This is a genomic window from Enterobacter sp. WPR_3_1 (assembly GCF_003635055.1).
Lineage (GTDB): Bacteria > Pseudomonadota > Gammaproteobacteria > Enterobacterales > Enterobacteriaceae > Enterobacter > Enterobacter ludwigii.
In genome coordinates this window covers 364,900-389,215 of record NZ_RBXU01000010.1, presented here as the reverse complement: position 1 = coordinate 389,215, position 24,316 = coordinate 364,900, and the positions used below count along the sequence as shown (strand labels likewise).

General features: G+C 56.2%; 23 protein-coding genes, 1 tRNA gene and 1 pseudogene. 12 read left to right on the top strand and 13 right to left on the bottom strand.

Features of this window, described 5'->3' with window-relative positions:
- Positions 1-82 precede the first annotated feature (82 nt).
- A complete protein-coding gene (locus tag BJ887_RS13475) occupies positions 83-2,467 on the top strand; it encodes a beta-N-acetylhexosaminidase (protein ID WP_121339988.1) in 2,385 nt (794 codons plus the stop codon).
- Between the two features lie 66 nt (positions 2,468-2,533).
- Here BJ887_RS13475 and ridA read toward each other — a convergent pair whose 3' ends face one another.
- The 4 genes from ridA to BJ887_RS13455 form a co-directional block, all read right to left on the bottom strand.
- Positions 2,534-2,920: a 2-iminobutanoate/2-iminopropanoate deaminase gene (gene ridA / locus BJ887_RS13470; protein ID WP_014168399.1), complete on the bottom strand. Its 387-nt coding sequence runs from the start codon at positions 2,918-2,920 to the stop codon at positions 2,534-2,536.
- A 74-nt stretch (positions 2,921-2,994) separates the two neighbouring features.
- On the bottom strand, positions 2,995-3,456 hold the full coding sequence (pyrI, locus tag BJ887_RS13465; RefSeq protein ID WP_025205744.1) for an aspartate carbamoyltransferase regulatory subunit: 462 nt from the start codon (positions 3,454-3,456) through the stop codon (positions 2,995-2,997).
- Between the two features lie 12 nt (positions 3,457-3,468).
- Positions 3,469-4,401: an aspartate carbamoyltransferase gene (pyrB, locus tag BJ887_RS13460; protein ID WP_014168402.1), complete on the bottom strand. Its 933-nt coding sequence runs from the start codon at positions 4,399-4,401 to the stop codon at positions 3,469-3,471.
- A 34-nt stretch (positions 4,402-4,435) separates the two neighbouring features.
- Entirely contained in the window at positions 4,436-4,540 is a 105-nt protein-coding gene (locus BJ887_RS13455; RefSeq protein WP_168769597.1) for a pyrBI operon leader peptide, read from the bottom strand.
- Here BJ887_RS13455 and BJ887_RS23345 point away from each other — a divergent pair.
- A pseudogene (locus BJ887_RS23345) lies at positions 4,520-4,637 on the top strand (hypothetical protein). The gene BJ887_RS13455 and the pseudogene BJ887_RS23345 overlap by 21 nt on opposite strands.
- Positions 4,638-4,640: 3 nt before the next feature.
- On the opposite strand, the gene BJ887_RS13450 reads toward BJ887_RS23345, so the two are convergent.
- From BJ887_RS13450 to arcA, 5 genes are all read right to left on the bottom strand, one after another.
- Positions 4,641-5,120, bottom strand: a complete 480-nt coding sequence (locus BJ887_RS13450; protein ID WP_025205741.1) for an arginine repressor — start codon at positions 5,118-5,120, stop codon at positions 4,641-4,643.
- An 80-nt stretch (positions 5,121-5,200) separates the two neighbouring features.
- Positions 5,201-6,604, bottom strand: coding sequence for a YfcC family protein (locus BJ887_RS13445; RefSeq protein WP_020885390.1), 1,404 nt, complete (start codon positions 6,602-6,604; stop codon positions 5,201-5,203).
- 46 nt (positions 6,605-6,650) lie between these two features.
- Complete coding sequence (gene argF / locus BJ887_RS13440; protein WP_121339987.1) at positions 6,651-7,655, bottom strand: ornithine carbamoyltransferase; 1,005 nt, start codon at positions 7,653-7,655, stop codon at positions 6,651-6,653.
- 90 nt (positions 7,656-7,745) lie between these two features.
- Positions 7,746-8,657 (bottom strand): carbamate kinase, encoded by a 912-nt coding sequence (arcC, locus tag BJ887_RS13435; protein ID WP_121339986.1) that lies wholly within the window; start codon positions 8,655-8,657, stop codon positions 7,746-7,748.
- 10 nt (positions 8,658-8,667) lie between these two features.
- Positions 8,668-9,888 (bottom strand): arginine deiminase, encoded by a 1,221-nt coding sequence (gene arcA / locus BJ887_RS13430; RefSeq protein WP_020885388.1) that lies wholly within the window; start codon positions 9,886-9,888, stop codon positions 8,668-8,670.
- A gap of 675 nt (positions 9,889-10,563) precedes the next feature.
- Here arcA and BJ887_RS13425 point away from each other — a divergent pair.
- The 5 genes from BJ887_RS13425 (at position 10,564) to BJ887_RS13405 (ending at position 17,474) form a co-directional block, all read left to right on the top strand.
- The gene (locus BJ887_RS13425) at positions 10,564-11,016 is read left to right on the top strand and encodes a YhcH/YjgK/YiaL family protein (RefSeq protein ID WP_121339985.1); all 453 of its coding nucleotides are present in this window, start codon (positions 10,564-10,566) and stop codon (positions 11,014-11,016) included.
- A gap of 218 nt (positions 11,017-11,234) precedes the next feature.
- A complete protein-coding gene (gene yagE / locus BJ887_RS13420; RefSeq protein WP_121339984.1) occupies positions 11,235-12,143 on the top strand; it encodes a 2-keto-3-deoxygluconate aldolase in 909 nt (302 codons plus the stop codon).
- A 14-nt stretch (positions 12,144-12,157) separates the two neighbouring features.
- Positions 12,158-14,125 carry a xylonate dehydratase YagF gene (gene yagF, locus BJ887_RS13415; protein ID WP_121339983.1) on the top strand — a complete coding sequence of 656 codons (1,968 nt, stop codon included), beginning with the start codon at positions 12,158-12,160 and terminating at the stop codon, positions 14,123-14,125.
- Positions 14,126-14,460: 335 nt separating this feature from the next.
- Positions 14,461-15,843, top strand: a complete 1,383-nt coding sequence (locus BJ887_RS13410; RefSeq protein WP_121339982.1) for an MFS transporter — start codon at positions 14,461-14,463, stop codon at positions 15,841-15,843.
- Between the two features lie 11 nt (positions 15,844-15,854).
- Positions 15,855-17,474 (top strand): glycoside hydrolase family 43 protein, encoded by a 1,620-nt coding sequence (locus tag BJ887_RS13405; RefSeq protein ID WP_121339981.1) that lies wholly within the window; start codon positions 15,855-15,857, stop codon positions 17,472-17,474.
- A gap of 4 nt (positions 17,475-17,478) precedes the next feature.
- Here the strand turns inward: BJ887_RS13405 and xynR are convergent, their stop codons facing one another.
- The 3 genes from xynR to BJ887_RS23165 all read right to left on the bottom strand — a co-directional run bounded on the left by xynR (position 17,479) and on the right by BJ887_RS23165 (position 19,440).
- Complete coding sequence (xynR, locus tag BJ887_RS13400; protein ID WP_121339980.1) at positions 17,479-18,237, bottom strand: DNA-binding transcriptional repressor XynR; 759 nt, start codon at positions 18,235-18,237, stop codon at positions 17,479-17,481.
- Between the two features lie 133 nt (positions 18,238-18,370).
- Positions 18,371-19,375, bottom strand: a complete 1,005-nt coding sequence (gene argF / locus BJ887_RS13395) for an ornithine carbamoyltransferase (RefSeq protein ID WP_121339979.1) — start codon at positions 19,373-19,375, stop codon at positions 18,371-18,373.
- Positions 19,345-19,440 (bottom strand): hypothetical protein, encoded by a 96-nt coding sequence (locus BJ887_RS23165; RefSeq protein WP_215723726.1) that lies wholly within the window; start codon positions 19,438-19,440, stop codon positions 19,345-19,347. Before BJ887_RS23165 ends, argF (BJ887_RS13395) begins: the two co-directional genes overlap by 31 nt.
- 99 nt (positions 19,441-19,539) lie before the next feature.
- Between BJ887_RS23165 and rraB the strand changes: the two genes are divergently transcribed.
- The 5 genes from rraB to BJ887_RS13370 all read left to right on the top strand — a co-directional run bounded on the left by rraB (position 19,540) and on the right by BJ887_RS13370 (position 23,185).
- Positions 19,540-19,965 carry a ribonuclease E inhibitor RraB gene (gene rraB, locus BJ887_RS13390; protein WP_014168417.1) on the top strand — a complete coding sequence of 142 codons (426 nt, stop codon included), beginning with the start codon at positions 19,540-19,542 and terminating at the stop codon, positions 19,963-19,965.
- Between the two features lie 46 nt (positions 19,966-20,011).
- On the top strand, positions 20,012-20,770 hold the full coding sequence (gene miaE / locus BJ887_RS13385; RefSeq protein ID WP_073397216.1) for a tRNA isopentenyl-2-thiomethyl-A-37 hydroxylase MiaE: 759 nt from the start codon (positions 20,012-20,014) through the stop codon (positions 20,768-20,770).
- Positions 20,771-20,800: 30 nt separating this feature from the next.
- Positions 20,801-21,529 carry a hypothetical protein gene (locus tag BJ887_RS13380; RefSeq protein ID WP_020885380.1) on the top strand — a complete coding sequence of 243 codons (729 nt, stop codon included), beginning with the start codon at positions 20,801-20,803 and terminating at the stop codon, positions 21,527-21,529.
- A 104-nt stretch (positions 21,530-21,633) separates the two neighbouring features.
- Positions 21,634-21,718: transfer RNA gene (locus tag BJ887_RS13375), tRNA-Leu, on the top strand.
- Between the two features lie 198 nt (positions 21,719-21,916).
- Positions 21,917-23,185, top strand: coding sequence for an integrase arm-type DNA-binding domain-containing protein (locus BJ887_RS13370; RefSeq protein ID WP_069196998.1), 1,269 nt, complete (start codon positions 21,917-21,919; stop codon positions 23,183-23,185).
- A 243-nt stretch (positions 23,186-23,428) separates the two neighbouring features.
- Here the strand turns inward: BJ887_RS13370 and BJ887_RS13365 are convergent, their stop codons facing one another.
- On the bottom strand, positions 23,429-24,271 hold the full coding sequence (locus tag BJ887_RS13365; protein WP_121339978.1) for a hypothetical protein: 843 nt from the start codon (positions 24,269-24,271) through the stop codon (positions 23,429-23,431).
- Between the last annotated feature and the right edge of the window lie 45 nt (positions 24,272-24,316).

Here is a 24,316-nt window from a genome sequence, read left to right as displayed (position 1 = left end):
CAGCGCATTCGCTTGACGACAAAATGAGCGCATGTTAACTGAATGTTTTGCCTTTATTTGGCCCGTCAGATAAGGAACATTCATGTTACGGTACAGTCTCTTAACCGCCGGGCTGATGCTCGGCGCGTCAGCGTTTGCCGCTCCGGCAGGCGACCTTCCCCTGATGCCCTGGCCTGCGAAGGTTGAACGTCCCGCGACGCAGGGCGCACTGGTACTCAGCAACACCCTTTCCGTCAGCGTTACCGGAGACGACCTCGGCGACGCGGTCAACCGTCTGCGCCAGCGCATCGCCCTGCAAACCGGCTGGACGCTACAGCCGCAGGCCGTTAAACCGGACAAGCCCACTATCCGCATTGCCATTACCAAAAAAGTGAAGCCGCAGCCGCTGCCGGACAGCGATGAGCGCTATACGCTCACGGTCGATGCCAGTGGCGTGGATATCACCGCCAACACCCGTTTTGGCGCGCTGCGCGCCATGGAAACCCTGCTCCAGCTGATACAAAACGGGGCGGAAAACACCTCTCTGCCGTGGGTTACTATTGAGGATTCCCCCCGTTTCCCGTGGCGTGGGCTGCTGCTTGACTCGGCACGACACTTTATCCCGCTGCCGGATATCAAACGGCAGATTGACGGTATGGCGGCGGCAAAACTCAACGTGTTGCACTGGCATTTGACCGACGATCAGGGCTGGCGCTTCAGCTCGACACGCTATCCAAAGCTCACGCAGCTCGCCAGCGACGGGCTGTTTTACACGCCGGAACAGATGCGCGACGTTGTGCGCTATGCCACCGAGCGCGGCATCCGCGTGGTGCCGGAGATCGACATGCCGGGCCACGCCTCGGCGATTGCCGTGGCCTACCCGGAACTGATGAGCGCCCCGGGACCGTATGTGATGGAACGCCACTGGGGCGTGCTGAAACCGGTCCTGGATCCGACAAAAGCGGCGACCTATCAGTTTGCGGAGGCGATGGTCAGTGAACTGGCGGCGATCTTCCCCGATCCGTATCTGCATATTGGCGGCGATGAGGTGGATGACAGCCAGTGGAAAGCGAACGCTGCCATTCAGCAGTTTATGCGCGACAACACACTGGCAGACAGCCATGCCCTGCAGGCCTATTTCAATCGCAAGCTGGAAAATATCCTCGAAAAACACCACCGGCAGATGGTGGGCTGGGATGAAATTGCTCATCCTGATCTGCCAAAAAGCATCTTGATCCAGTCCTGGCAAGGGCAGGACGCGCTGGGGCAGGTGGCGCAGAAGGGCTATAAAGGCATTCTCTCGACCGGCTTTTACCTCGATCAGCCCCAGTCCACCGCCTATCACTACCGCAATGAAATTGTGCCGCAGGGGTTAAACGGCGAGGATGTGATTGGCGACACCGACAGCGCCCAGAGCTGGTCATTCACCATGCCGCGTCTGAAAGGCAAGCCGGTGGAGGGGAGTTTCACCCTGGTGAAAGGGGATTCCGGCTGGCGCGGATTTATTGATTTCGCCGGGAAATCCCGGCGTGCGGTACAGGATATTGCGTGGCGCGACGACAATCAGGTGACGTTTACCGTCGATACCTGGATGGGCGAAACGCGCCCGGTGGTGTCGGTGGACAACGATAATCTGAGCGGCTATTTCCTGGTGGGCAATGCCCGCTATCCCATTAGCGGCAAGCGGCTGGACGATATCCCCAAAGGCATCCCGCCGGTGGTACCGGACGCCGCTCATCAGGTGAACCTGCTCGGCGGGGAAGCCGCGCTGTGGGCGGAAAACGTGGTCGCACCGGTGCTGGATATCCGCCTGTGGCCGCGCACCTTTGCGGTGGCGGAGCGGTTATGGTCCGCGCAGGACGTTAACGATGTCGACAATATGTACACCCGCCTGCAGGCGATGGACAGCTGGTCGACGGTCTCGGTCGGGCTGCAGCAGCATACTCAGCAGCAGGTGCAGTTCACGCGTCTGGCGAATAACGCCGATACCCTTCCGCTGCAAATCCTCGCGCAGGCAATCGAGCCGGCGCAGTATTACACCCGTCAGCATCTTAAGTTCCAGGCCGGAAATTACCATCAGTTCGAACCGCTCAATCGGTTTGCTGATGCGCTCAACGCCGAAAGTGCCACGGTGCGCCAGATGAACAAATGGGCTGACCGCCTGGTCAGCGACGCGGAAGACACGGAAAGCGCCGACGCGCTGCGCCACGTCTTCAACCGCTGGCAAAGCAACACCAGCGATGCGCTGGCATTAAGCGAAAACAGCTACGCACTGAAGGCGATTAAACCGGTTATTCAGGAGGTGGATAAACTGGCCTCGATTGGCCTGCGGCTGACGGATCTGGTGGCGCGTCAGGGGACGCTGGATGACAACGAGATTGCCTCTATTCAGGGCGAGCTGGATAACGCGGCGAAAATACAGGATGAAGTGGTGATTGCGGCGGTGTATCCGCTGGAAACGCTGCTACGGGCGACGCGGAATCAGTAGCAAAACGCCCGGTAGCGCGTTGCCTGCCGGGCGTAAAGGCAGCCCCGGCTGCCCCCTGACTGAAACTTAGCGACGTACGGCGATCGCTTCGATTTCAATTTTCACGTCTTTAGGCAGACGCGCAACTTCCACACAGGAACGTGCAGGGAAAGTGGCGTTGTGCTCAGTGAAGAACGCTTCGTACGTGGCGTTAACGGTCGCGAAATCGTTCAGATCTTTCACGAACACGGTGGTTTTCACGATGTCGCCCACTTTCAGACCCGCAGACTCCACGATAGCCTGTACGTTTTCCAGCGACTGACGCGCCTGCGCCGCCACGTCTTCTGGCACTTCACCCGTTTTTGGGTTCACCGGGATCTGGCCAGAGGTAATAATCATGCTACCCAGATCAACGCCCTGAACGTATGGGCCGATAGCCGCTGGTGCATTTTCCGTCGCGAGTACTTTGGTCATGATTTCTCCAGAATAACAGCTGATTAAATGTTCCCGGCCATTATAGGGAGGCCGGGATCCTTTACCAACCTCAATTAGTTGGCCAGCACCACATAATGAGAAAACTCTTTTTCGCAGTATTTGCATTTGAGTGCGATGTCATCGGCACGTTTTTTCACTGCAAAACTGGACGAAACCGGCTCAGCATGACTGATGCAGTTGCTGTTCGGGCAGACCAGCACATTTTCAATGCGATCCGGCAGATTAGGACGGGATTTACCGACCACTTCGTACTCGTCGATGCGGTTCACGGTGGCATCCGGCGCGTACAGAGAGAGCTGGTTAACCTGCTCGTCGGTCAGGAAAGTGTTTTCAATCTTGATCAGGTCTTTGCGGCCCATTTCACCCGACGGCAGATTCAGGCCGATGGTGATGCGCTGGTCGGTTTCGGTCAGCTTGAACAGCGTCAGCAGCTTAAAGCCGATCTGGGCAGGGATGTGGTCAATCACGGTGCCACGTTTGATGGCTTCAACCTGGAGTTTGTTATCGTGTGTCATTGTCATTTCCCCTTACAGAGCCAATTCGCGATTCAGAACCAGTGCCAGTAACGCCTGGCGGGCGAAGATGCCGTTTCCGGCCTGCTGGAAGTACCAGGCGTGCGGCGTTTTATCCACGTCGGTGGTGATCTCATCGATACGTGGCAGCGGGTGCAGCACCTTCATATTCTCGCGTGCGCCGTCGAGGTCGCTGGCGCGCAGCACAAACTGTGCCTTCACGTTGGCGTATTCAGACGGATCCAGACGCTCTTTTTGCACGCGGGTCATATACAGAATATCGACGTTGCCCATCACCTCTTCGATGCTGGCATGCAGACTCCACGGGATCCCTTTTTCGTCCAGCATGTCGAGGATGTACTGCGGCATTGCCAGCGCGTCCGGCGCGATGAAGAAGAAGTGGTTGCCGTTAAATTTCGCCAGCGCCTGGGTCAGCGAGTGAACGGTGCGGCCATATTTCAGGTCACCCACCATGGCGATGTTCAGGTTTTCCAGACGGCCCTGCGTTTCCTGAATGGTGAACAGATCCAGCAGGGTCTGTGTCGGATGCTGGTTGGCCCCGTCTCCGGCGTTCAGCACCGGAATACCGCCGGAAAATTCGGTCGCCAGACGCGCCGCGCCTTCCTGCGGGTGGCGCATCACAATCGCATCAACATAGGTACTGATAACTGAAATGGTATCCGCCAGCGTTTCGCCTTTTTTACCCAGCGAGGTGTTGCTGCTGTCTGAAAACCCTACCACGCTCGCGCCGAGGCGGTGCATAGAGGTTTCGAAGGAGAGGCGGGTGCGGGTCGACGCTTCGAAGAAGCAGCTCGCAATCACCTTGTGCTTCAGCAGTTCCGGTTGCGGATTTGCCTTCAGTTTTGCCGCGGTTTCCAGAACCAGTTCCAGCTCTTCGCGGCTGAGGTCGTTTATGGAAATGATGTGTTTTTGATAAAGCGGATTCATGTTTATCTCCTGACGCCGGGCAAAAAAAAGCCCCTCAAATGAGGGGCTCTGGGAATAGATTGTGCAACGGGAAGAAAAACGGCAGGCCAGCGTCTGATTTCAGACGCGGTAAGACGTTATGTCGTACACGCTTGACCATGCTTCCTCCCGGCAAATTGTCGGGCATTATACGCAGCTCGATTTTCGGATCAAGGGGTTTAATGCACACTTTACTCAATGCAAACGGTTCTTTATGAATATTAATTCGTTCTGAGTAAATAATTAATTTGTTTATGCACCAGCGCAGTACGCTTTACCACCCGGGGAGCGACCCAGACGATACTGCTTCCGGCAACCACACCTAAAATTTCCGGTAACTGGTGATAATCCAGAATTCGCGCCACCGCACGGCCATATCCGGCCACGGTATGAACAAGGATAAATTCGCTATTATGCTCCACGCTCACCACCATTTCGGAAACGGTACGCGCGGCATCGGGGGCAGGGCGCAACTGAGGATTCAACGAATAAATCTTTAGCCCTTTGGCATTTCGAATTTTTATGACACCGAGCAATTTCAGCAGACGCGAAACGGTCGACTGGCTGATGCTGTCAAACCCTCTCTCCTGCAAATCGCGGCGGATTTCTTCCTGGGAGAGATAACTCTTTTCGGCGATCAGCTGCTGGCACACCGTTAGCTGCAGTTGTTCTCTGGGAGAGCAGTCTTCGTAATCCATCATATTTCCCATATCAGTTCCCGACATAACCGGTGGCACCGCACCGGTCCGTAGGCCGGACAGGCGCAGTGCCAGCCGGCAAATTACAACAAGGCACCCAGGCTTAACGCCACCATAATCACCACCGTCAGGATCGCCAGCAGCGGCGCAACCCATTTCAGGTAACGCACGTAAGGCACACGGGCAATCGCCAGACCGCCCATCACAACCGCTGAGGTCGGCGTGACCAGGTTAACGATGCCGGAGGCCGACTGGTAAGCCGTAACCACCAGGTCGCGGTTGACGTTAGCGAAATCAGCAAGGGGTGCCATGATCGGCATCGTCAGAACGGCCAGGCCGGACGAAGAAGGCACAAGAAACGACAGCACGACCTCAAGCCAGTACATCACGTTGATAAACGCCACCGTGGACAACCCGCTGACCAGCCCTTCCGCGCTGTGCAAAATGGTGTGGGTAATCATGCCCTTATCCATAATGACTACGATACCGCGCGCAATGCCGATAATCAGCGCGACGCCCAGCAAATCTCGCGCGCCGTTGATAAACGTCGAGGTCAGCTCCTCTTCGCTCATGCGGGCAATCAGCCCGACGATAATGGCGCTGGCCAAAAATACCGCCGAGATCTCCGCCATCCACCAGCCCAGCACCGCTACGCCGTAGATCATCACCGCGAAGGCGAGGGCGAAGATCAGCAGAATGATTTTGCGCACCGGGGTAAATTCCAGCGACTGCTCGCCTTTATTGCCGAGGAAGTGGGCGAGGTTCTCTTCCTGCTTGTCTGCGACGATAGAGCATGACGGATCCAGCCGCACTTTACGGGCATAGCGCATCACCCATGCCACGCAAATGATCCAGCCGATCACCAGCAGCGCCACGCGCAGGGCGATACCGTTGGTAAACGGGATCCCGGCGGCGTTAGCGGCGATCACCGTGGCAAACGGGTTGATGGTGGAGCCGAGCGTGCCGATCCCCGCTCCGAGCAGCACGGTGGATGCGGCGACAACCGGATCGAAACGGGCGGCCAGCATCACCGGGACCAGCAGGGTATAAAAGGGCAGGGACTCTTCGGCCATGCCGTAAATGGTGCCGCCAGCCGCGAACAGCGCCATCAGGATCGGGATCATCCATTCTTCACGTCCGCGAAGGCGGGTGGTTACGCGTTCGATCCCGGCGTCGATCGCCCCGGTTTTGGTGACGATCCCGAGAAATCCCCCGATGATCAGGATAAACAGCGCGACGTCGATCGCCCCGGCCTGGCCGGAAACGGGATCGTACAGCCCGGCAATGGGGGCCATCAGTACGGAAACCAGCCCCTGCGGATGCGCTGCCACGTGCGCGTACGTTCCGGCAATCGGCACTTCTTTACCGAGGGTTTCATTCATTGCCATCTGATACTGACCGGCAGGCACGACCCAGCTCAGTGCCGCCACAACGGCAATCAGAAAAAAGAGAATGGTGTAAGCGGAGGGAAACTTGAACTTGCCCATGATGTTCTCCTGTACCCGGCGCACCCCGTGGCGCGCCGGGCGGTGATTAGTCGCCGAGTGTCGCCACCATGACCGCTTTAATGGTGTGCATGCGGTTCTCTGCTTCGTCAAAGACGATTGAGTTCGGTGATTCGAAGACCTCTTCCGTCACCTCCAGCCCTTTCAGACCGTAGGCCATCTCGATTTCACGGCCGACTTTGGTGTGTTCGTTGTGGAACGCCGGCAGGCAGTGCATGAACTTGACGTTCGGGTTGCCGGTGGCTTTCATCACCTGCGCGTTAATCTGGTAAGGCTTCATCAGGCTGACGCGCTCGGCCCAGGCCTCTTTCGGCTCGCCCATCGAGACCCACACGTCGGTGTAGAGGAAATCGGCACCGTGTACGCCTTCCTCCACGTCGTCGGTGAGCGTGATGCGTGCGCCGGTCTCTTTGGCGATGGCGCGGCACTGCTCAACCAGCCCGGCTTCCGGCCAGAACGATTTCGGTGCGACGAGGCGGATATCCATCCCCATTTTGGCGGCACCGACCATCAGGGAGTTGCCCATGTTGTTCCGCGCGTCGCCAAGGTAAGAAAAGCTCAGGTCCGGCAGGGTTTTGCCCGGAGCATGCTCCAGCATGGTCATCAGGTCGGCGAGGATCTGCGTGGGGTGAAACTCGTCGGTCAGGCCGTTCCACACCGGCACGCCCGCATACTCGCCCAGCTCTTCCACGATGGCCTGGCCGTAGCCGCGATACTCGATGCCGTCGTACATCCGCCCCAGCACGCGGGCGGTGTCTTTCATCGACTCCTTGTGGCCAATCTGCGAGCCGCTTGGGCCGAGGTAGGTCACCTGTGCGCCCTGGTCGAAGGCACCGACTTCAAAGGCGCAGCGGGTGCGCGTGGACGTTTTTTCAAAAATCAGGGCGATGTTTTTCCCGACCAGGGTTTGTTTTTCACGTCCGGCTTTTTTGGCGGCTTTGAGTTCGATGGCCAGGTCGATCAGGTACTGGATTTCTGCCGGGGTGTAGTCCAGCAGTTTGAGGAAATTACGGTTTTTCAGATTGATGGTCATTGGGTCGTCCCTTTTAAAATGGTGTTGTCTGGTGCCCTCACCCCGACCCTCGCCCACAGTGAGAGAGGGAAGGTGAGGGGAAAATACGGTTCAGTGGCGAATCAACGTGCCTTTCTCGCCCGCCAGAATGTCTGCCCCGTCGGCCAGCGCGCCGATCCCGGCGATGCCGTTGCAGGCCTCGACAAACTCGCGGCAGGCGGCCACTTTTGGCCCCATCGAACCGGCGTCAAACTGCATGCCCCTGAGCCGTTCCGGCGTGACCTGTGCCAGCGGACGCTGGGTTGGTTTGCCCCAGTCGAGGTACACCGCGTCGGCATCGGTCAGGATCAGCAGGGCATCGGCTTCAATCTGGCGCGCCAGCAGGGCGGCAGAGAGGTCTTTGTCGATCACCGCTTCAATGCCGTGATACCCATTGGCGTTTTCCACCACCGGCACGCCGCCGCCGCCGTTGCAGATCACCAGGTGATCGCGCTGTATCAGTGCCGTGATGGCGTCGCTCTCAACGATGCGTTTCGGCTGTGGAGAGGGAACCACCCGGCGGAAATAGCTGCCGTCGGCCTTGAACACCCAGCCTTTCTCCGCCTGCAGCGTTTTTGCCTGGGTTTCGCTGTAGACCGGGCCGATGTATTTGGTCGGGTTAGTAAATGCCGGATCGGCGGCGTCCACTTCCACCTGGGTGAGCAGGACGCTCACCTCACGCTGGGGCAGATTGTTTTTCAGCGCCTGCTGGAGCATGTAGCCAATCATTCCCTGACTTTCGGCGCCGAGGATGTCCAGCGGGTAGGGGGTGACTTTGTCGTACGCGCTGTTTTGCAGCGCCAGCAGCCCAACCTGCGGCCCGTTGCCGTGAACCAGTACCACGCGCCACTGTTCCGTCAGCCCAGCGATGGTGCGGGCCGCTAGCTCGATGTTCTGGCGCTGGATCTCCGCTTCCAGCGGCTCGCCGCGTTTCAGCAATGCGTTACCGCCAAGCGCCACAACCAGAGTGGGTTTTCGTTCCATGATGGCTCCTTTAAATTCCGTCGCGTTCCAGTGGGCAGCTCATGCAGCGCGCGCCGCCGCGGCCGCGTCCCAGTTCGTCACCCGGGATAGGCAGCACGGTGATACCCGCTTTGTCATATTTCTCGTTGGTCCAGACGTTACGCTCGTAGCCAATCACCACGCCCGGGCGGATGGTCAGCACGTTATTCGCGTCATTCCACTGTTCGCGTTCGGCTTCAAAGGCGTCGCCGCCGGTGGTGATCAGGCGTACCTGATTAATGCCGAGCGCTTTTTCAATGGCGTGCAGCAGATCCGTTTCCTGGGTGCGCAGCAGGCCACCGCGGCCGTCCGGGGTGAGCGTCCAGCACTGAGCGTCTTTGCGCACCACTTCCGGGTAGACGGAGAAGGTGTCCACGTCGATGTGGGTCATGACGGTATCGAGGTGCATGCAGGAGCGGTGTTTTGGCAGTTCCACAGCGATGACGCGCTCGGCCTGGCGGTGTTTGAACAGGCTATTGGCGAGGAACTCAACGCCCTGCGGCGTGGTGCGTTCAGACATGCCGATTAACACTGCGCCGCGGCCAATAACTAATACGTCGCCGCCCTCTAACGTGGCGTGGTCGTAATTAATGTTTTCATCGCCGAAATACTTAATAAAATCGCCATCGGCAAATGCAGGGTGCCAGCGATATATGGCCCGGAGATTATTGGTTTCACGCTGGCGGGCCGCTTTGGCCATCGGGTTAATTGACACGCCGTTATAAATCCAGCACGAGGTATCGCGGGTAAATAAATGGTTAGGCAGTGGCTTCATAATAAAATCATTTGCCGTGTGGGTATCCACCACCATATTTTTAAAGGCCGCCGGAATTTCACCGTAGGTTAATCCGCCGCTTAATCTGCGTGCCAGTTCACGGTGTGGCATATCTGCCAGCCAGCCGCGCACGTCGCCGGCAAAGGTTGGCCCGAGGCGATAGTCAGAGATTTGCGTCTCCAGCAGCCAGGTTTTGGCCTCCGCAATATCAAGCGTTTGCGTGAGAAGGTCGGTCAACAGCAGGACTTCCACACCCTGCTCGCGCAGGGTGTTAGCGAAGATGTCATGCTCTTCACCCGCCCGCTCAACCGAGAGCACATCATCGAATAGCAGCTCCTGGCAGTTCGATGGCGTTAAACGTTTCAGACTTAAATTTGGGCGGTGCAGCATAACGCTACGCAATTGACCAATTTCAGAACCGACGTAATGCTTTTCCATAATTATTCCTTTAACTGTTTTTCAGAATAAAAAGGGCATGCGCCATGTGATGTCTTTATTTACATGGCGGCTAAGCTCAATTGATTTCGAGATTTATAGTAGGCGCTTAAATAATGAATATTGTGACGTTGCTCACGTGAGAATAGCTATTAAGGAGTTTGTTTTCATTTGCATGATTCGTATCAGATAATGATTAATTTGATTATATTTGCGGGTGAATAGCTAAGCAGGATCCGTTGGCATTATTTGGAGTTGTTATTATTTTGTAGAATTTAATGTTTTGACATATTTAGCTATGCTATTGATTTTGAAGATAATTAAATGGCGAGCAGAATGACTATGCACTATTATCAATTAACTATTTTTGGCTTAAGAAAAATCAATAAATAATTATGGGATTTAATAGCAAATTATCAAAATGATAAAGTGTGAAGTCACAGAGAGTTTTGCTATGAAGCGTATACGATCAGTAAGTTAGCATCACGTCCTGAAAGCGGAGGGCTGGGGTTATGCATAAAGACTGCATAAATGCCTGTGAGCGATTAACAGTGGAGTAACACATTTCCCGATAAACATGCGCTCGCGCAAAACTCATCGAAAAAGCGGTGGTAGGACAGTCTGAATTCTCGTATAAAAGATTAAAATGAAACGCTGTTTTATATTGAGGGTTTATTTATGATCGCTGGCAACATCCTTCATCAGCAGTCCTGGCTACCTGAAGAACTGCGTCAGGCTATCGAGTACGTCAAGGCGCACGTTACCGATGCTACCCCCTGCGGCAAACACGACATCGAAGGCAACAGCCTGTTTTATCTGGTGTCTGAAGATATGACCCAGCCGTTTGCCGAGCGCCGCGCTGAGTATCACGCCCGCTATCTGGATATTCAGATAATCATGAAAGGCCAGGAGGGGATGACCTTCAGTACCCTGCCGCACGGTACGCCGGACACCGACTGGCTGGCGGATAAAGACATCGCGTTTTTGCCCGAGGGCGGGCAGGAGAAAACGGTGGTGTTAAGTGAAGGTGATTTTGTGGTGTTCTATCCAGGCGAAGTGCACAAGCCGCTGTGCGCGGTGGGCGCGCCTGCGAAGGTGCGTAAAGTGGTGGTGAAAATGCTGGTGGGGTAAGCCCTGTTAGCGTAAGAGAAGGGTGAAATGTTCCCTCTCCCGGTGGGAGAGGGTGAAAGCATCAGGCCGCAGCCCGTCATTATGTGATCCAGCTAATATTTTCCGCACTCCCTCATCGCCTCCCATTTACCTGCGCTTTTTCTGCGTCATAGTATGATCGTTAAATTAATGAACGCTGTTCTATAATGTAGAACAAAATAATTCAGCAAGGAGATCTCATGCCGCAGACCGCGTTGTTCACGGGAATCATTCCCCCTGTCTCCACCATCTTTACCGCCGATGGACAGCTTGATAAACACGGCACCGCCGCGTTGATCGACGACCTGATCGCCGCAGGCGTCGATGGCCTGTTCTTTTTGGGCAGCGGCGGCGAGTTCTCCCAGCTAAACGCCGAAGAGCGTAAAACCATTGCCCGGTTTGCTATCGATCATGTCGATCGCCGGGTGCCGGTGCTGATTGGCACCGGTGGCACCAATGCCCGGGAAACCTTTGAACTGAGCCAGCATGCGCAGCAGGCCGGCGCCGACGGGATCGTGGTGATCAACCCGTACTACTGGAAAGTGTCCGAAGCGAATCTGATCCGCTATTTCGAACAGGTGGCAGACAGCGTCACGCTGCCGGTAATACTGTATAACTTCCCGGCGCTGACCGGGCAGGATCTGACTCCGGCGCTGGTCAAAACCCTGGCCGACTCGCGGAGCAATATTGTCGGCATCAAAGACACGATCGATTCCGTCGCCCATCTGCGTAGCATGATCCACACCGTCAAATCTGCCCATCCGCACTTCACGGTGCTGTGCGGCTATGACGATCATCTGTTTAATACGTTGCTGCTGGGGGGCGATGGCGCGATCTCGGCCAGCGGTAACTTTGCTCCGCAGGTGTCGGTGAATCTGCTGAAGGCCTGGCGTGACCAGGAGGTGGCGAAGGCGGCCGAATACCACCAGGTCCTGCTGCAAATACCGCAGATGTATCAGCTCGATACGCCGTTTGTGAACGTCATTAAAGAGGCGATTGTGCTGTGCGGCCGCCCGATCTCCACATACGTGCTGCCGCCCGCGTCGCCACTGGATGAACCGCGTAAGGCGCAGCTGAAAACCCTGTTGCAACAGCTCAAGCTCTGCTGAGCCGGAAGACGACGATGACCATTGAGAAAATTTTCACCCCACAGGACGATGCGTTTTATGCCGTCATCACCCATGCGGCCGGGCCGCAGGGGGCGCTGCCGCTGACGCCGCAAATGCTGATGGAATCCCCCAGCGGTAACCTGTTTGGCATGACGCAAAACGCCGGTATGGGCTGGGACGCCAACAAGCTGACCGGCAAAGAGGTGCTGATTATCGGTACGCAGGGCGGCATTCGCGCCGGGGACGGACGACCTGTTGCGCTGGGCTACCACACCGGGCACTGGGAGATTGGCATGCAGATGCAGGCGGCGGCGAAGGAGATCACCCGTAATGGTGGGATCCCGTTTGCGGCCTTCGTCAGCGATCCGTGCGACGGACGCTCTCAGGGCACCCACGGCATGTTCGACTCCCTGCCGTACCGTAATGACGCGGCGATCGTGTTTCGTCGTCTGATCCGCTCCCTGCCGACGCGGCGCGCGGTGATCGGCGTGGCAACCTGCGATAAAGGGCTGCCCGCGACCATGATTGCGCTGGCCTCCATGCATGATCTGCCGACCATTCTGGTGCCGGGTGGGGCGACACTGCCGCCGACCGTGGGGGAAGATGCCGGAAAAGTGCAGACCATTGGTGCGCGTTTCGCTAACCATGAGCTGTCGCTGCAGGAGGCTGCCGAGCTGGGATGCCGCGCCTGCGCATCACCCGGCGGCGGCTGTCAGTTTCTCGGCACCGCGGGAACGTCACAGGTGGTGGCCGAAGCGCTGGGTCTGGCGCTGCCGCACTCCGCGCTCGCCCCGTCCGGGCAGGCCGTGTGGCTGGAGATTGCCCGTCAGTCTGCGCGGGCGGTGAGCGAGCTGGATAACCGTGGGATCACGACTCGCGATATCCTGACCGACAAAGCCATTGAAAACGCCATGGTGCTTCACGCGGTGTTTGGCGGCTCCACCAACCTGCTGCTGCACATCCCGGCGATTGCCCATGCGGCGGGCTGCACCATTCCGGATGTGGCGCACTGGACGCGCATCAACCGTAAGGTTCCGCGTCTGGTGAGCGTGCTGCCAAACGGCCCGGACTACCACCCGACGGTACGTGCTTTCCTGGCGGGCGGCGTGCCGGAGGTGATGCTCCATCTGCGCAAGCTGGGGCTGCTGCATGAAGATGCCATGACCGTTACCGGCCTGACGGTCGGGGAGAACCTCGACTGGTGGGAAAACTCAGTGCGTCGGGCGCGTTTTCGTCAGTGCCTGCGCGAGCAGGACGGCGTCGATCCGGATGACGTGATCCTGCCGCCTGAGCGCGCCCACGCGAAAGGCCTGACCTCGACGGTCTGCTTCCCGACCGGCAATATCGCGCCCGAAGGATCGGTGATCAAAGCCACGGCCATCGACCCGTCTGTTGTGGATGACGATGGCGTTTACCGCCATACCGGCCGGGTGCGGGTGTTTGTCTCTGAAGCGCAGGCCATCAAGGCCATCAAGCAGGAGGCTATCCAGCAGGGCGATATTATGGTGGTGATTGGCGGAGGCCCGTCCGGCACCGGCATGGAAGAGACCTACCAGCTAACCTCTGCGCTGAAACATATCTCGTGGGGCAAGACGGTATCGCTGATCACCGATGCGCGCTTCTCGGGGGTATCAACCGGGGCGTGCTTCGGCCATGTGTCGCCGGAAGCGCTGGCTGGTGGCCCCATCGGCAAGCTGCGCGACAACGATATCATTGAGATCAGCGTCGACCGCCTGTCCTTAACGGGCAGCGTTAACTTTATCGGCACGGCGGAGCAGCCGCTGACGCCGGAAGAGGGGGCGCGCGTGCTGGCGTCGCGTCCGGTGCATCCTGATCTGCACGCCCACGCATTTTTGCCAGACGATACCCGCCTGTGGGCGGCTCTGCAGTCGGTGAGTGGCGGCACCTGGAAAGGGTGTATTTATGACACCGATAAAATCATCGAGGTAATTAACGCCGGTAAAAAAGCGCTCGGTCTTTAATTATATTTCTGGCTCTTGTCGTCTACGGAAAATATTCCGTGGACGGCTTTTGCATGTCTGTTTTTTATTATTGCGTAAATAATCTAATTACATGAAAAGCAAGGTCTTTAAATGATATCAGGATGTCGAGTGGTGTCACAAAAGCAAAATATCATAATTCAGAAATAAGATATGACCATTGTCGGTTAATTGAACACTTAATTACACTCTATTAACACGATGTTGTGAATTCAGCACACGAAATAAGGGTGTATTCCTGATGATGCACCGGGCATTTATTTGCCTGAATCAGGACCCTGGCGTTTGCACTGTTCCACGTACTGCCGTTGGGGGTAATGATGCAATTAACCATGAAAGATAAAATTGGCTACGGGCTGGGTGACACCGCCTGCGGCTTTGTCTGGCAGGCCACCATGTTCCTGCTGGCCTATTTCTATACCGACGTGTTTGGCCTGTCGGCGGGCATTATGGGGACGCTGTTTTTAGTTTCCCGCGTGCTGGATGCCGTCACCGATCCGCTGATGGGGCTGCTGGTTGACCGCACCCGCACGCGTCACGGCCAGTTCCGCCCGTTCCTGCTGTGGGGCGCGATCCCGTTTGGGATTGTCTGCGTGCTGACCTTCTACACGCCGGACTTCTCCGCGCAGGGTAAAATCATCTACGCCTGCATAACCTACATTCTGCTGACCCTGGTTTACACCTTCGTTAACGTCCCTTACTGCGCCATGCCGGGCGTCATCACCGCTGACCCGAAAGAGCGCCACGCGCTGCAGTCCTGGCGCTTTTTCCTCGCGGCGGCGGGATCGCTGGCCATCAGTGGCATTGCCCTGCCGCTGGTGAGCATCATTGGTAAAGGCGATGAGCAGGTCGGTTATTTCGGCGCCATGTGCGTGCTGGGGCTGAGCGGCGTGGTGCTGCTCTACGTCTGCTTCTTCACCACCAAAGAGCGCTACATCTTTGAGGTGCAGCCGGGGTCGTCGGTGTCGAAAGACCTCAAGCTTCTGTTCGGCAATACCCAGTGGCGCATTATGTGTGCGTTCAAGATGATGGCGACCTGTTCCAACGTGGTCCGCGGCGGGGCGACGCTCTACTTCGTGAAATACGTCATGGATCACCCGGAGATGGCGACGCAGTTTCTGCTTTACGGCAGCCTCGCCACCATGTTTGGTTCGCTCTGCTCATCCCGCCTGCTGGGGCGCTTTGACCGGGTGACCGCCTTCAAGTGGATTATCGTGGCCTACTCCCTGATCAGCCTGCTGATTTTCTTCATCCCGGCCGAACATATCGCCCTGATTTTCGCCCTTAACATTCTGTTCCTGTTCGTCTTTAACACCACCACGCCCCTGCAGTGGCTGATGGCCTCTGACGTGGTGGATTACGAGGAGAGCCGCAGCGGTCGCCGCCTCGACGGGCTGGTGTTCTCCACCTACCTGTTCAGCCTGAAGATCGGTCTGGCGATTGGCGGCGCGGTGGTGGGCTGGATCCTGGCGTATGTGAACTACTCCGCCAGCAGCAGCGTGCAGCCGGTCGAAGTGCTGACCACCATTAAAATTCTGTTCTGCGTGGTGCCGGTGGTGCTCTACGTGGGCATGTTCATCATGCTGTCGTTCTACAAACTCACCGACGCCCGCGTGGCGGCCATCAGCCAGCAGCTGATTAAGCACCGTGCAACGCAGGGTGACGCCGTGCCCGAGGCTGCGACAGCCGCATCCCATTAACAGGAGGCAACATGACAACGATAACAAACCCGATCCTCACCGGCTTCAACCCGGACCCGTCCCTGTGCCGTCAGGGGGAGGATTACTACATCGCCACCTCGACGTTTGAATGGTTTCCGGGCGTGCGCATCTACCACTCCCGTGACATGAAGAATTGGTCGCTGGTCAGCACGCCGCTGGACAGGGTGTCGATGCTGGACATGAAGGGCAACCCGGACTCCGGCGGCATCTGGGCGCCGTGCCTGAGCTACGCCGATGGCCAATTCTGGCTGCTGTACACCGACGTGAAAATTGTCGATTCGCCGTGGAAAAATGGCCGTAACTTTCTCGTCACTGCGCCCTCCATCGAGGGGCCGTGGAGCGAACCGATCCCGATGGGCAACGGAGGGTTTGACCCGTCGCTGTTCCACGACGATGATGGCCGTAAATACTACCTCTACCGCCCGTGGGGGCCGCGCCATCACAGCAACCCGCATAACACCATCGTGATGCAGGAGTTTGACCCGCAGACCGGCACCCTTTCGCCCGAGCGCAAAACCCTGTTTACCGGCACGCCGCTCTGCTACACCGAAGGGGCGCACCTTTATCGTAAAGAGGGCTGGTACTACCTGATGGTCGCCGAAGGCGGCACCAGCTATGAACACGCGGTGGTGGTGCTGCGCTCAAAAACTCTCGACGGGCCGTACGAATTGCATCCGGACGTGACGATGATGACCAGCTGGCATCTGCCGGAGAACCCGCTGCAGAAGAGCGGCCACGGCTCGCTGCTGCAGACCCACACCGGGGAGTGGTATATGGCCTACCTCACCAGCCGACCGCTGCGCCTGCCGGGTATACCGCTGCTGGTCTCGGGCGGGCGCGGCTACTGCCCGCTGGGACGCGAGACCGGCATTGCGCGCATCGAATGGCGCGACGGCTGGCCGTACGTTGACGGCGGTAAACACGCGCAGCTGACCGTCCCCGGCCCGCAGATAGCGGAGCAGCCCGCCGCCTCCCGGGACCGCTGGCGGGAGGATTTCGACGGCAGCACGCTTGACCCGGAGCTGCAGACCCTGCGCATTCCGTTCGACGACACCCTCGGCTCGCTCAGCGTGCGACCGGGGTATTTGCGGCTTTACGGCAACGACTCGCTTAACTCGACCTTTACCCAGTCGACCGTGGCACGCCGCTGGCAGCACTTCGCCTTCCGGGCAGAGACGCGCATGCAGTTCTCGCCGGTTCACTTCCAGCAGAGCGCCGGGCTGACCTGCTACTACAACAGTAAAAACTGGAGCTACTGCTTTGTGGACTACGAGGAGGGGCAGGGCAGAACGATCAAAGTGATCCAGCTTGACCACAACGTGCCGTCGTGGCCGCTGCATGAACAGCCGATCCCGGTACCGGACAGCGCAGAGAGCATCTGGTTACGGGTTGACGTCGACACCCTGGTTTACCGTTACAGCTACTCGTTTGACGGTGACACGTGGCACACCGTGCCGGTGACGTATGAAGCGTGGAAACTGTCGGACGACTACATCGGTGGGCGCGGCTTCTTTACCGGCGCGTTTGTCGGCCTGCACTGCGAAGACATCAGCGGTGACGGCTGCCACGCTGACTTTGATTACTTCACCTACGAATCGGCCGCGAAATAGCGGCTCAGGCCGGGTAACCCAGCGCGCGTGAGAGCTGGAGCCCGGCCTGCTGAAGCTGCTCGCGGAAGCAGGCCAGTTCGGCGTCATCCACCCGCGACGTCAGCGTCGACAGACTCAGGGCGGCAATCACGCGGGATTCATGGTTCCACACCGGTACCGCCACGCAGCGCACGCCCTGCTCGTTCTCTTCGCGGTCGAAGGCATAACCCTGCTCGCGGGTCTTGGCGAGGGCCTCCAGCAACGCGTCGCGGGAGGCAAGGGTGGAAGGGGTATAGGTGGTGTACTGATAGCCCTCAAGCAGGGCGTTCAGCTCGGCCTCGCCAAGCCAGGCAATCAACACCTTGCCGATGGCGGTGGCGTGAACCGGCAGCCGACGACCAATGCGCGAATAGGCGATAGCCGCCAGCTTGCCTTCAATCTTCTCGATATAAACGCCTTCACGACCGTCCAGGATCCCCAGATGGGTGGTCTGCCCGGTACGCTGCGACAGCTCCGTCAGCCAGCCTTTCGCCTTCTGGCGAATATCGATTGAGCCCACCACAAAATGGCCGCGCTCAACCAGCTTCATGCCGAGGCGATATTTACCGTTTTCCGGATTCTGATCGATATAGCCGTGAAGCTGCAGGGTTTTCAGCAGCGAGTGGAGGGTACTTTTGCTCAGCCCCATCAGTTTGCTGATGTCGGTGATCTTAAGCTCGGTGGCCTGCTCGTTAAACAGGTCGAGGATCTGCAACGCACGTTCAACAGACTGAATAATCGGCATAATGCTGGTATGTCCACGCAGGAATTAAGGCGAAAACGTACCTTTTTCAGGCGGAAAAATCAATGAAGCGGCGCCGGTTTACGCCCTCTCCCGGTGGAAGAGGGCCGGGGTGAGGGCACCAGACTACAGAGGATCACTCCCCAAGCGTCGCCACCATCACCGCCTTAATGGTATGCATCCGGTTTTCTGCCTGGTCAAACACAATGCTCGCCGCCGATTCAAACACCTCGTCCGTCACTTCCATCCCGCCGTGCAGATCGAACTCTTTCGCCATCTGCTTACCCAGCGTGGTCTGGTCGTCATGGAACGCCGGCAGACAGTGCAGGAACTTCACGTCGGGGTTACCGGTCAGCGCCATCATCTGCGCGTTCACCTGATACCCGCGCAGCAGGGCAATCCGCTCGGCCCACTTCTCTTTGGCCTCGCCCATCGACACCCACACATCGGTATAGATGAAGTCCGCCCCTTTCACGCCGGCCGCTACCTCTTCCGTCAGGGTGATCTTCCCGCCATTCTTCTCCGCCAGCGCGCTGCACTCCGCCACCAGGCGCTCTTCCGGCCAGCAGGCTTTCGGTGCCACGAGACGCAGATCCAGCCCGGTTAACGCCGCCGCTTCCAGCATCGAGTTACCCATGTTGTTACGCGCATCGCCCGCATAAACCAGCGTCATCTCATTAAACGCTTTGCCCGGCAGGTGCTCATGCATGGTCAGCAGGTCCGCCAGCAATTGCGTCGGGTGGAACTCGTTGGTCAGCCCGTTCCACACCGGTACGCCCGCATACTGCGCCAGCGTTTCGACCACGTCCTGACCGTGACCGCGATACTGAATGCCATCGTACATCCGCCCGAGTACCCGCGCGGTGTCCTTAATTGATTCTTTATGCCCAATCTGGCTGCCGCTCGGCCCTAAATACGTGACGCGCGCGCCCTGGTCAAATGCGGCAACTTCGAAAGAGCATCGTGTACGGGTTGAGTCTTTTTCGAAGATGAGCGCGATGTTTTTGCCAGTAAGCTTTTGTACTTCCTTACCCTTTTTTTTATCGGCTTTGAGCTGAGCGGCAAGGGTCAGCAGGGTATTGAGCTGTGCAGGGGTAAAATCGAGCAATTTCAGAAAGTGTTTCTTGTACAGATCAGACATTTTATCCTCACATGGCAAACGCCACTTATTGAATTAAAATTCACTTTATATGTGTAATTATTCATTTGCAACCCCGTTTCACAAATCTTTCCAACAAAGGTGGAGGCAAACCCGTCCGTGTGTGAAAATAGAAGTATCTGCCGCACTTTAAAGAGGAATGAGCCATGGCAAACCCGGAACACCTGGAAGAGCAACGCGAAGAGACGCGCCTGATTATCGAAGAACTGCTGGAAGACGGTAGCGATCCGGACGCGCTGTACACCATCGAGCACCATTTCTCTGCTGACGATTTCGACGCGCTGGAAAAACTGGCGGTAGAAGCTTTCAAACTGGGTTACGAAGTGACCGAGCCGGAAGAGCTGGAAGTGGAAGAGGGCGACACCGTCATCTGCTGCGATATTCTGAGCGAAGGCGCGCTGAAAGCAGAACTGATCGACGCTCAGGTCGAACAGCTGATGAACCTGGCCGAGAAGTTTGAAGTGGAATACGACGGCTGGGGAACCTACTTCGAAGATCCGAACGGTGAAGACGGCGAAGAAGGCGACGACGAAGATTTCATCGACGAAGACGACGACGGCGTGCGTCACTAAGCGTTTCAGGCGGTGGCGCGTGCCACCGCTTTTTCAAGGCAGAACCATGGATTACCCGCAGATACTCGCCCCCGTTCTTACCTTCCTCCAGTGCCCAACCCCACCAGCATGGATTGATCACGCCCGCGACCCGGCGAACCTGCCGCTGCTGCTCACCGACCACATGGTGTGCGAGCTCAAGGCCGCCCAGACCGCGCTGCTGCTGGTGCGCAAATATGTCGCCGACGAAAGCGGTGCCGACGCGCTGCTCGACTGGCTCAAACCCTACGAAGCGTTCACCTTCCGCGAAGGCCCGGAACCGGATTTTGTGGCCCTGCACAAGCAGATTGGCAAAAGCGTCATGCCCAAAACCGACGACCCGTGGGGCCAGGCGCTTATCGACAGCATGGTGCTGCTGATTAAAGAAGAGCTGCACCACTTCTGGCAGGTGCGCGAGGCGATGCTGGCGCGCGACATTCCGTACGTCAAAATCACCGCCAGCCGCTACGCCAAAGGGATGCTGAAAGCGGTGCGCACGCACGAACCGCTGACGCTTATCGACAAGCTCATCTGCGGTGCCTACATCGAAGCCCGCTCCTGCGAGCGTTTCGCCGCGCTGGCCCCGTTCCTCGACGACGATCTGCAGAAATTCTATCTGTCGCTGCTGCGCTCGGAAGCGCGCCACTATCAGGACTACCTGACGCTTGCCCAACAGGTGAGCGACGACGATATCTCACCGCGCATACAGCTTTTTGGCGAAATTGAAGCCACACTTATCTCGACACCGGACAACGAGTTTCGCTTTCACAGCGGCGTGCCGGTGTAAACCGGCATAGCGAAAAGAAAAGGATGCGAGATGAATAAAACGTGGATCCGTATAGTCGTGGTGACTCTCCTGGCCGCCGTCGTGGCGTTCTGGGTCTACTTCGACAAACAACGCCAGCACACCCCCGAACAGCAGCTTGATACCACCCTCAACGCAATGCCCGCCTGGCAGGTGATTAAAGAGCAGGAGCCTGTGCTTCATCAGCGCATTCTTGACCAGATGGCGGCCCTGCAAAAAGCCGGCGAGCCGGAGCAGAAGATTATCGACACCATCCAGCCGCAGATCCTGCATCTGCAGATGTCGCGCCTGCAAAACGCGCCGGACGCTAACGTGGTGAACTATATGACGATCAACATGGAGCAGACCGCCGCCATCCAGAAGGTGAGCGACGACGCCTGTTTCCGCTTCCTCTACCCGGCGGTAAAAGGGGGCGTCAACCCGATGCGCATGCTGGATAAAGACCTGATGACGCGGCGCATGCAGGCCGACGCCGACATGATGCGCGCGGCCTACGGCAAAAATCGCCACACCGTGACCCCGGAAGAACGCGAAGCCGCGGTGACGGATGTCCGTCCGATTATGAAAACGCTGGCCGACAAGTACGGCGAGGACATCCAGCTGCTGCAGATGCCGGAGAAGGCGGTGGGCAAAGAGAAGCTCTCCTGCGACATGGTGCAGGAGATGTGGGCGAAGGTGCTGGCGCTGCCAGAGCAGAAGGCGGCAGGCGTGATTCGGCTGGCGGTTTCCGAGGTAGAATGACAGGGCGCTGGTTTTTTGGGCACTTAGCGTAGGTTTAGCGCGTCGCCGCTTGCATGGCGGCGCGCGACAGGTATAATCCACAACGTTTCCGCATCCCCTTCAGTGCCGAAGTGGCGAAATCGGTAGACGCAGTTGATTCAAAATCAACCGTAGAAATACGTGCCGGTTCGAGTCCGGCCTTCGGCACCATCGGAACATCAATAGACGTCAACGGACGTCTTTTTTTGTGCCTGAAATCCAGTATCCGCAAGGCTTTCCTCGCTTTTTCACTCTACCTAAGTCAACCTGATTCAATCTACATCAACTTACTGATGCGGGTACAACTGCGGGTATATCGCGGTTCGATAATGTTTGTACCCACACAGAACCCTTGAAAGGATACTCATCATGGCTCTGAGTGATGTGAAGGTTCGTTCGGCTAAGCCTGAAGCAAAAGCCTATAAACTGACTGACGGTGACGGCATGGTATTGCTGGTTCACCCTAACGGTTCTAAATACTGGCGACTTCGTTATCGCTTCGGCGGCAAAGAGAAGATGCTGGCGTTGGGGAAATACCCCGAAGTCTCGCTGGCGGATGCCCGGGCACGCAGGGATGAAGCCCGTAAGCTAATAGCTAATGGCGTCGATCCAAGTGAGAACAAGAAAGCCGTTAAGGTAGAGCAGGAGCAAGAGGCGATAACGTTTGAAGTGGTCGCCAGAGACTGGCATGCCAGCAATCAAAAGTGGTCGGCATCGCATAGCGCTCGTGTATTGAAAAGCTTGGAAGACAATTTATTTGCTTCAGTTGGGAAGCGAAATATCAAAGATATTGGTACTCGTGACTTACTGGTCCCAATTAAAGCAGTGGAAAAGTCAGGACGCCTTGAAGTGGCTGCGCGTCTTCAACAGCGAACAACGGCAATAATGCGCTTTGCGGTACAGAACGGCTTAATTGATTACAATCCTGCACAAGAGATCACTGGTGCGATCGCAACAGCTAAACGAAAGCATCGCGCTGCGCTAGATCTCAATCGCATTCCTGAGTTACTCCATCGCATTGATAACTACACCGGCAGACCATTAACGCGGTTAGCTGTGGATTTGACGTTACTGGTTTTCATCCGTTCGAGCGAGTTACGTTTTGCTCGCTGGACAGAAGTGGATTTTGAAACGGCTATGTGGACGATTCCGGGCGAGCGTGAGCCACTGGAAGGAGTTAAGCATTCTCAACGTGGTTCGAAGATGCGTACTCCACATCTTGTTCCTTTGTCGCGACAAGCTCTCGCTATCTTGCAAAAGATCAAAAGCATGAGTGGAAACCGTGAGCTGATCTTTGTGGGCGATCACGATCCGCGTAAACCTATGAGTGAAAACACGGTGAACAAGGCGCTGAGAGTGATGGGTTATGACACGAAAACGGAAGTATGTGGGCATGGTTTCAGGACGATGGCGTGTAGCTCGTTGATCGAGTCGGGATTATGGTCGAGGGATGCGGTAGAGCGGCAGATGAGTCACCAAGAGCGTAGCTCTGTGCGAGCAGCTTACATCCACAAGGCGGAGCATCTGGGAGAGCGCAGGTTAATGCTGCAGTGGTGGGCGGATTATCTGGATGCGAATCGGGAGAAGGGGATTACGCCGTTTGACTATGCGAAAATTAATCGGGGTAATGGTGGATAAATAGTTGGGCTGAAGTGGGAAGCATCTCTGGTTGCAGCAATTGACTGCAATATATGTATTAGCTCAAACTTAGCCTAACAACTTTATATGTTGAAACCAGTAAAACCTGACTGTCAGGTTTATGTAAAAAACAGGAATACGGTATGCATGCTTACTTAGAGGGGCCTGAAGTAATAGGGAACTCACAGCTTGTTGTGAGCTCAGCTTCGTATTCACGATATATGGTGTTTGTTAAGATTGTTATTATTTTAGAGGCCATATCTTTCTGGTTTTTAAGAAACTATCGTCAACAGTGTAACTATAAAAATGTTCATTCAGACCAAAAAAACCTTCGATATTATATTTATAGCAAGCGATCTGAGAAAGCTCAGATAAAATTGTTGCAAGCCATCGAGCGATAGTTAGAGAATAGTATCTTCCCCACTTTTGTACGATAACGTTTTGCCCAGTACGTGTTGAGGAAGACTTAACATCTTGCATAATATTTCCGGTCTCATCTGTATGCAATACCATTGTAAAACGTGACATCATAGCATCGATTAATTCAGCATCCCCTTCAACACGTCTTTGAGCAGTTGTACCGTAATAATGTTTTTCTAGTATGCACTCAGCTACTTCTCCCCACCACTTGTTAATAGGTTCATCACTGGTTAAAGAGGGGTTACCTAATGTAGCAAAATTTGCATACCTACCTCTCCGAGCATCAGCAAATGAATCTAAACATTCAAGTATCTTGTGAGGAATTTTTCCTGTAGGCATTTTATATTCAAGTAATAGTTCCATTTTTTTGGAAATATTCTCAACCTCATTGGTCAAGTCGATTAGTTTGTGTCCAAATTTTCTCACAACTTTCTCATCAGGCATTCTTCCTTGGTTCTCAATAGCATAATGCGCAACCAATATTAACTTTGAAAGCCTTTCTAACCCAACTGAAAGTCCAAAGAACGCAGTGTAATATTCTCCCATCTTGTCAGCATAATTGGCCCTACCTATAGCTGTTGCACCTGATCCAATGAGATGACAGACTAATGATGCTTCTCGGCCTAGAGCATGCCATTCAGGAACTTCCCATGGGTTTCTACTCACTTTGCTATTTTCCTTTTATAATCAAATGAGATTTTTTTGAGACTA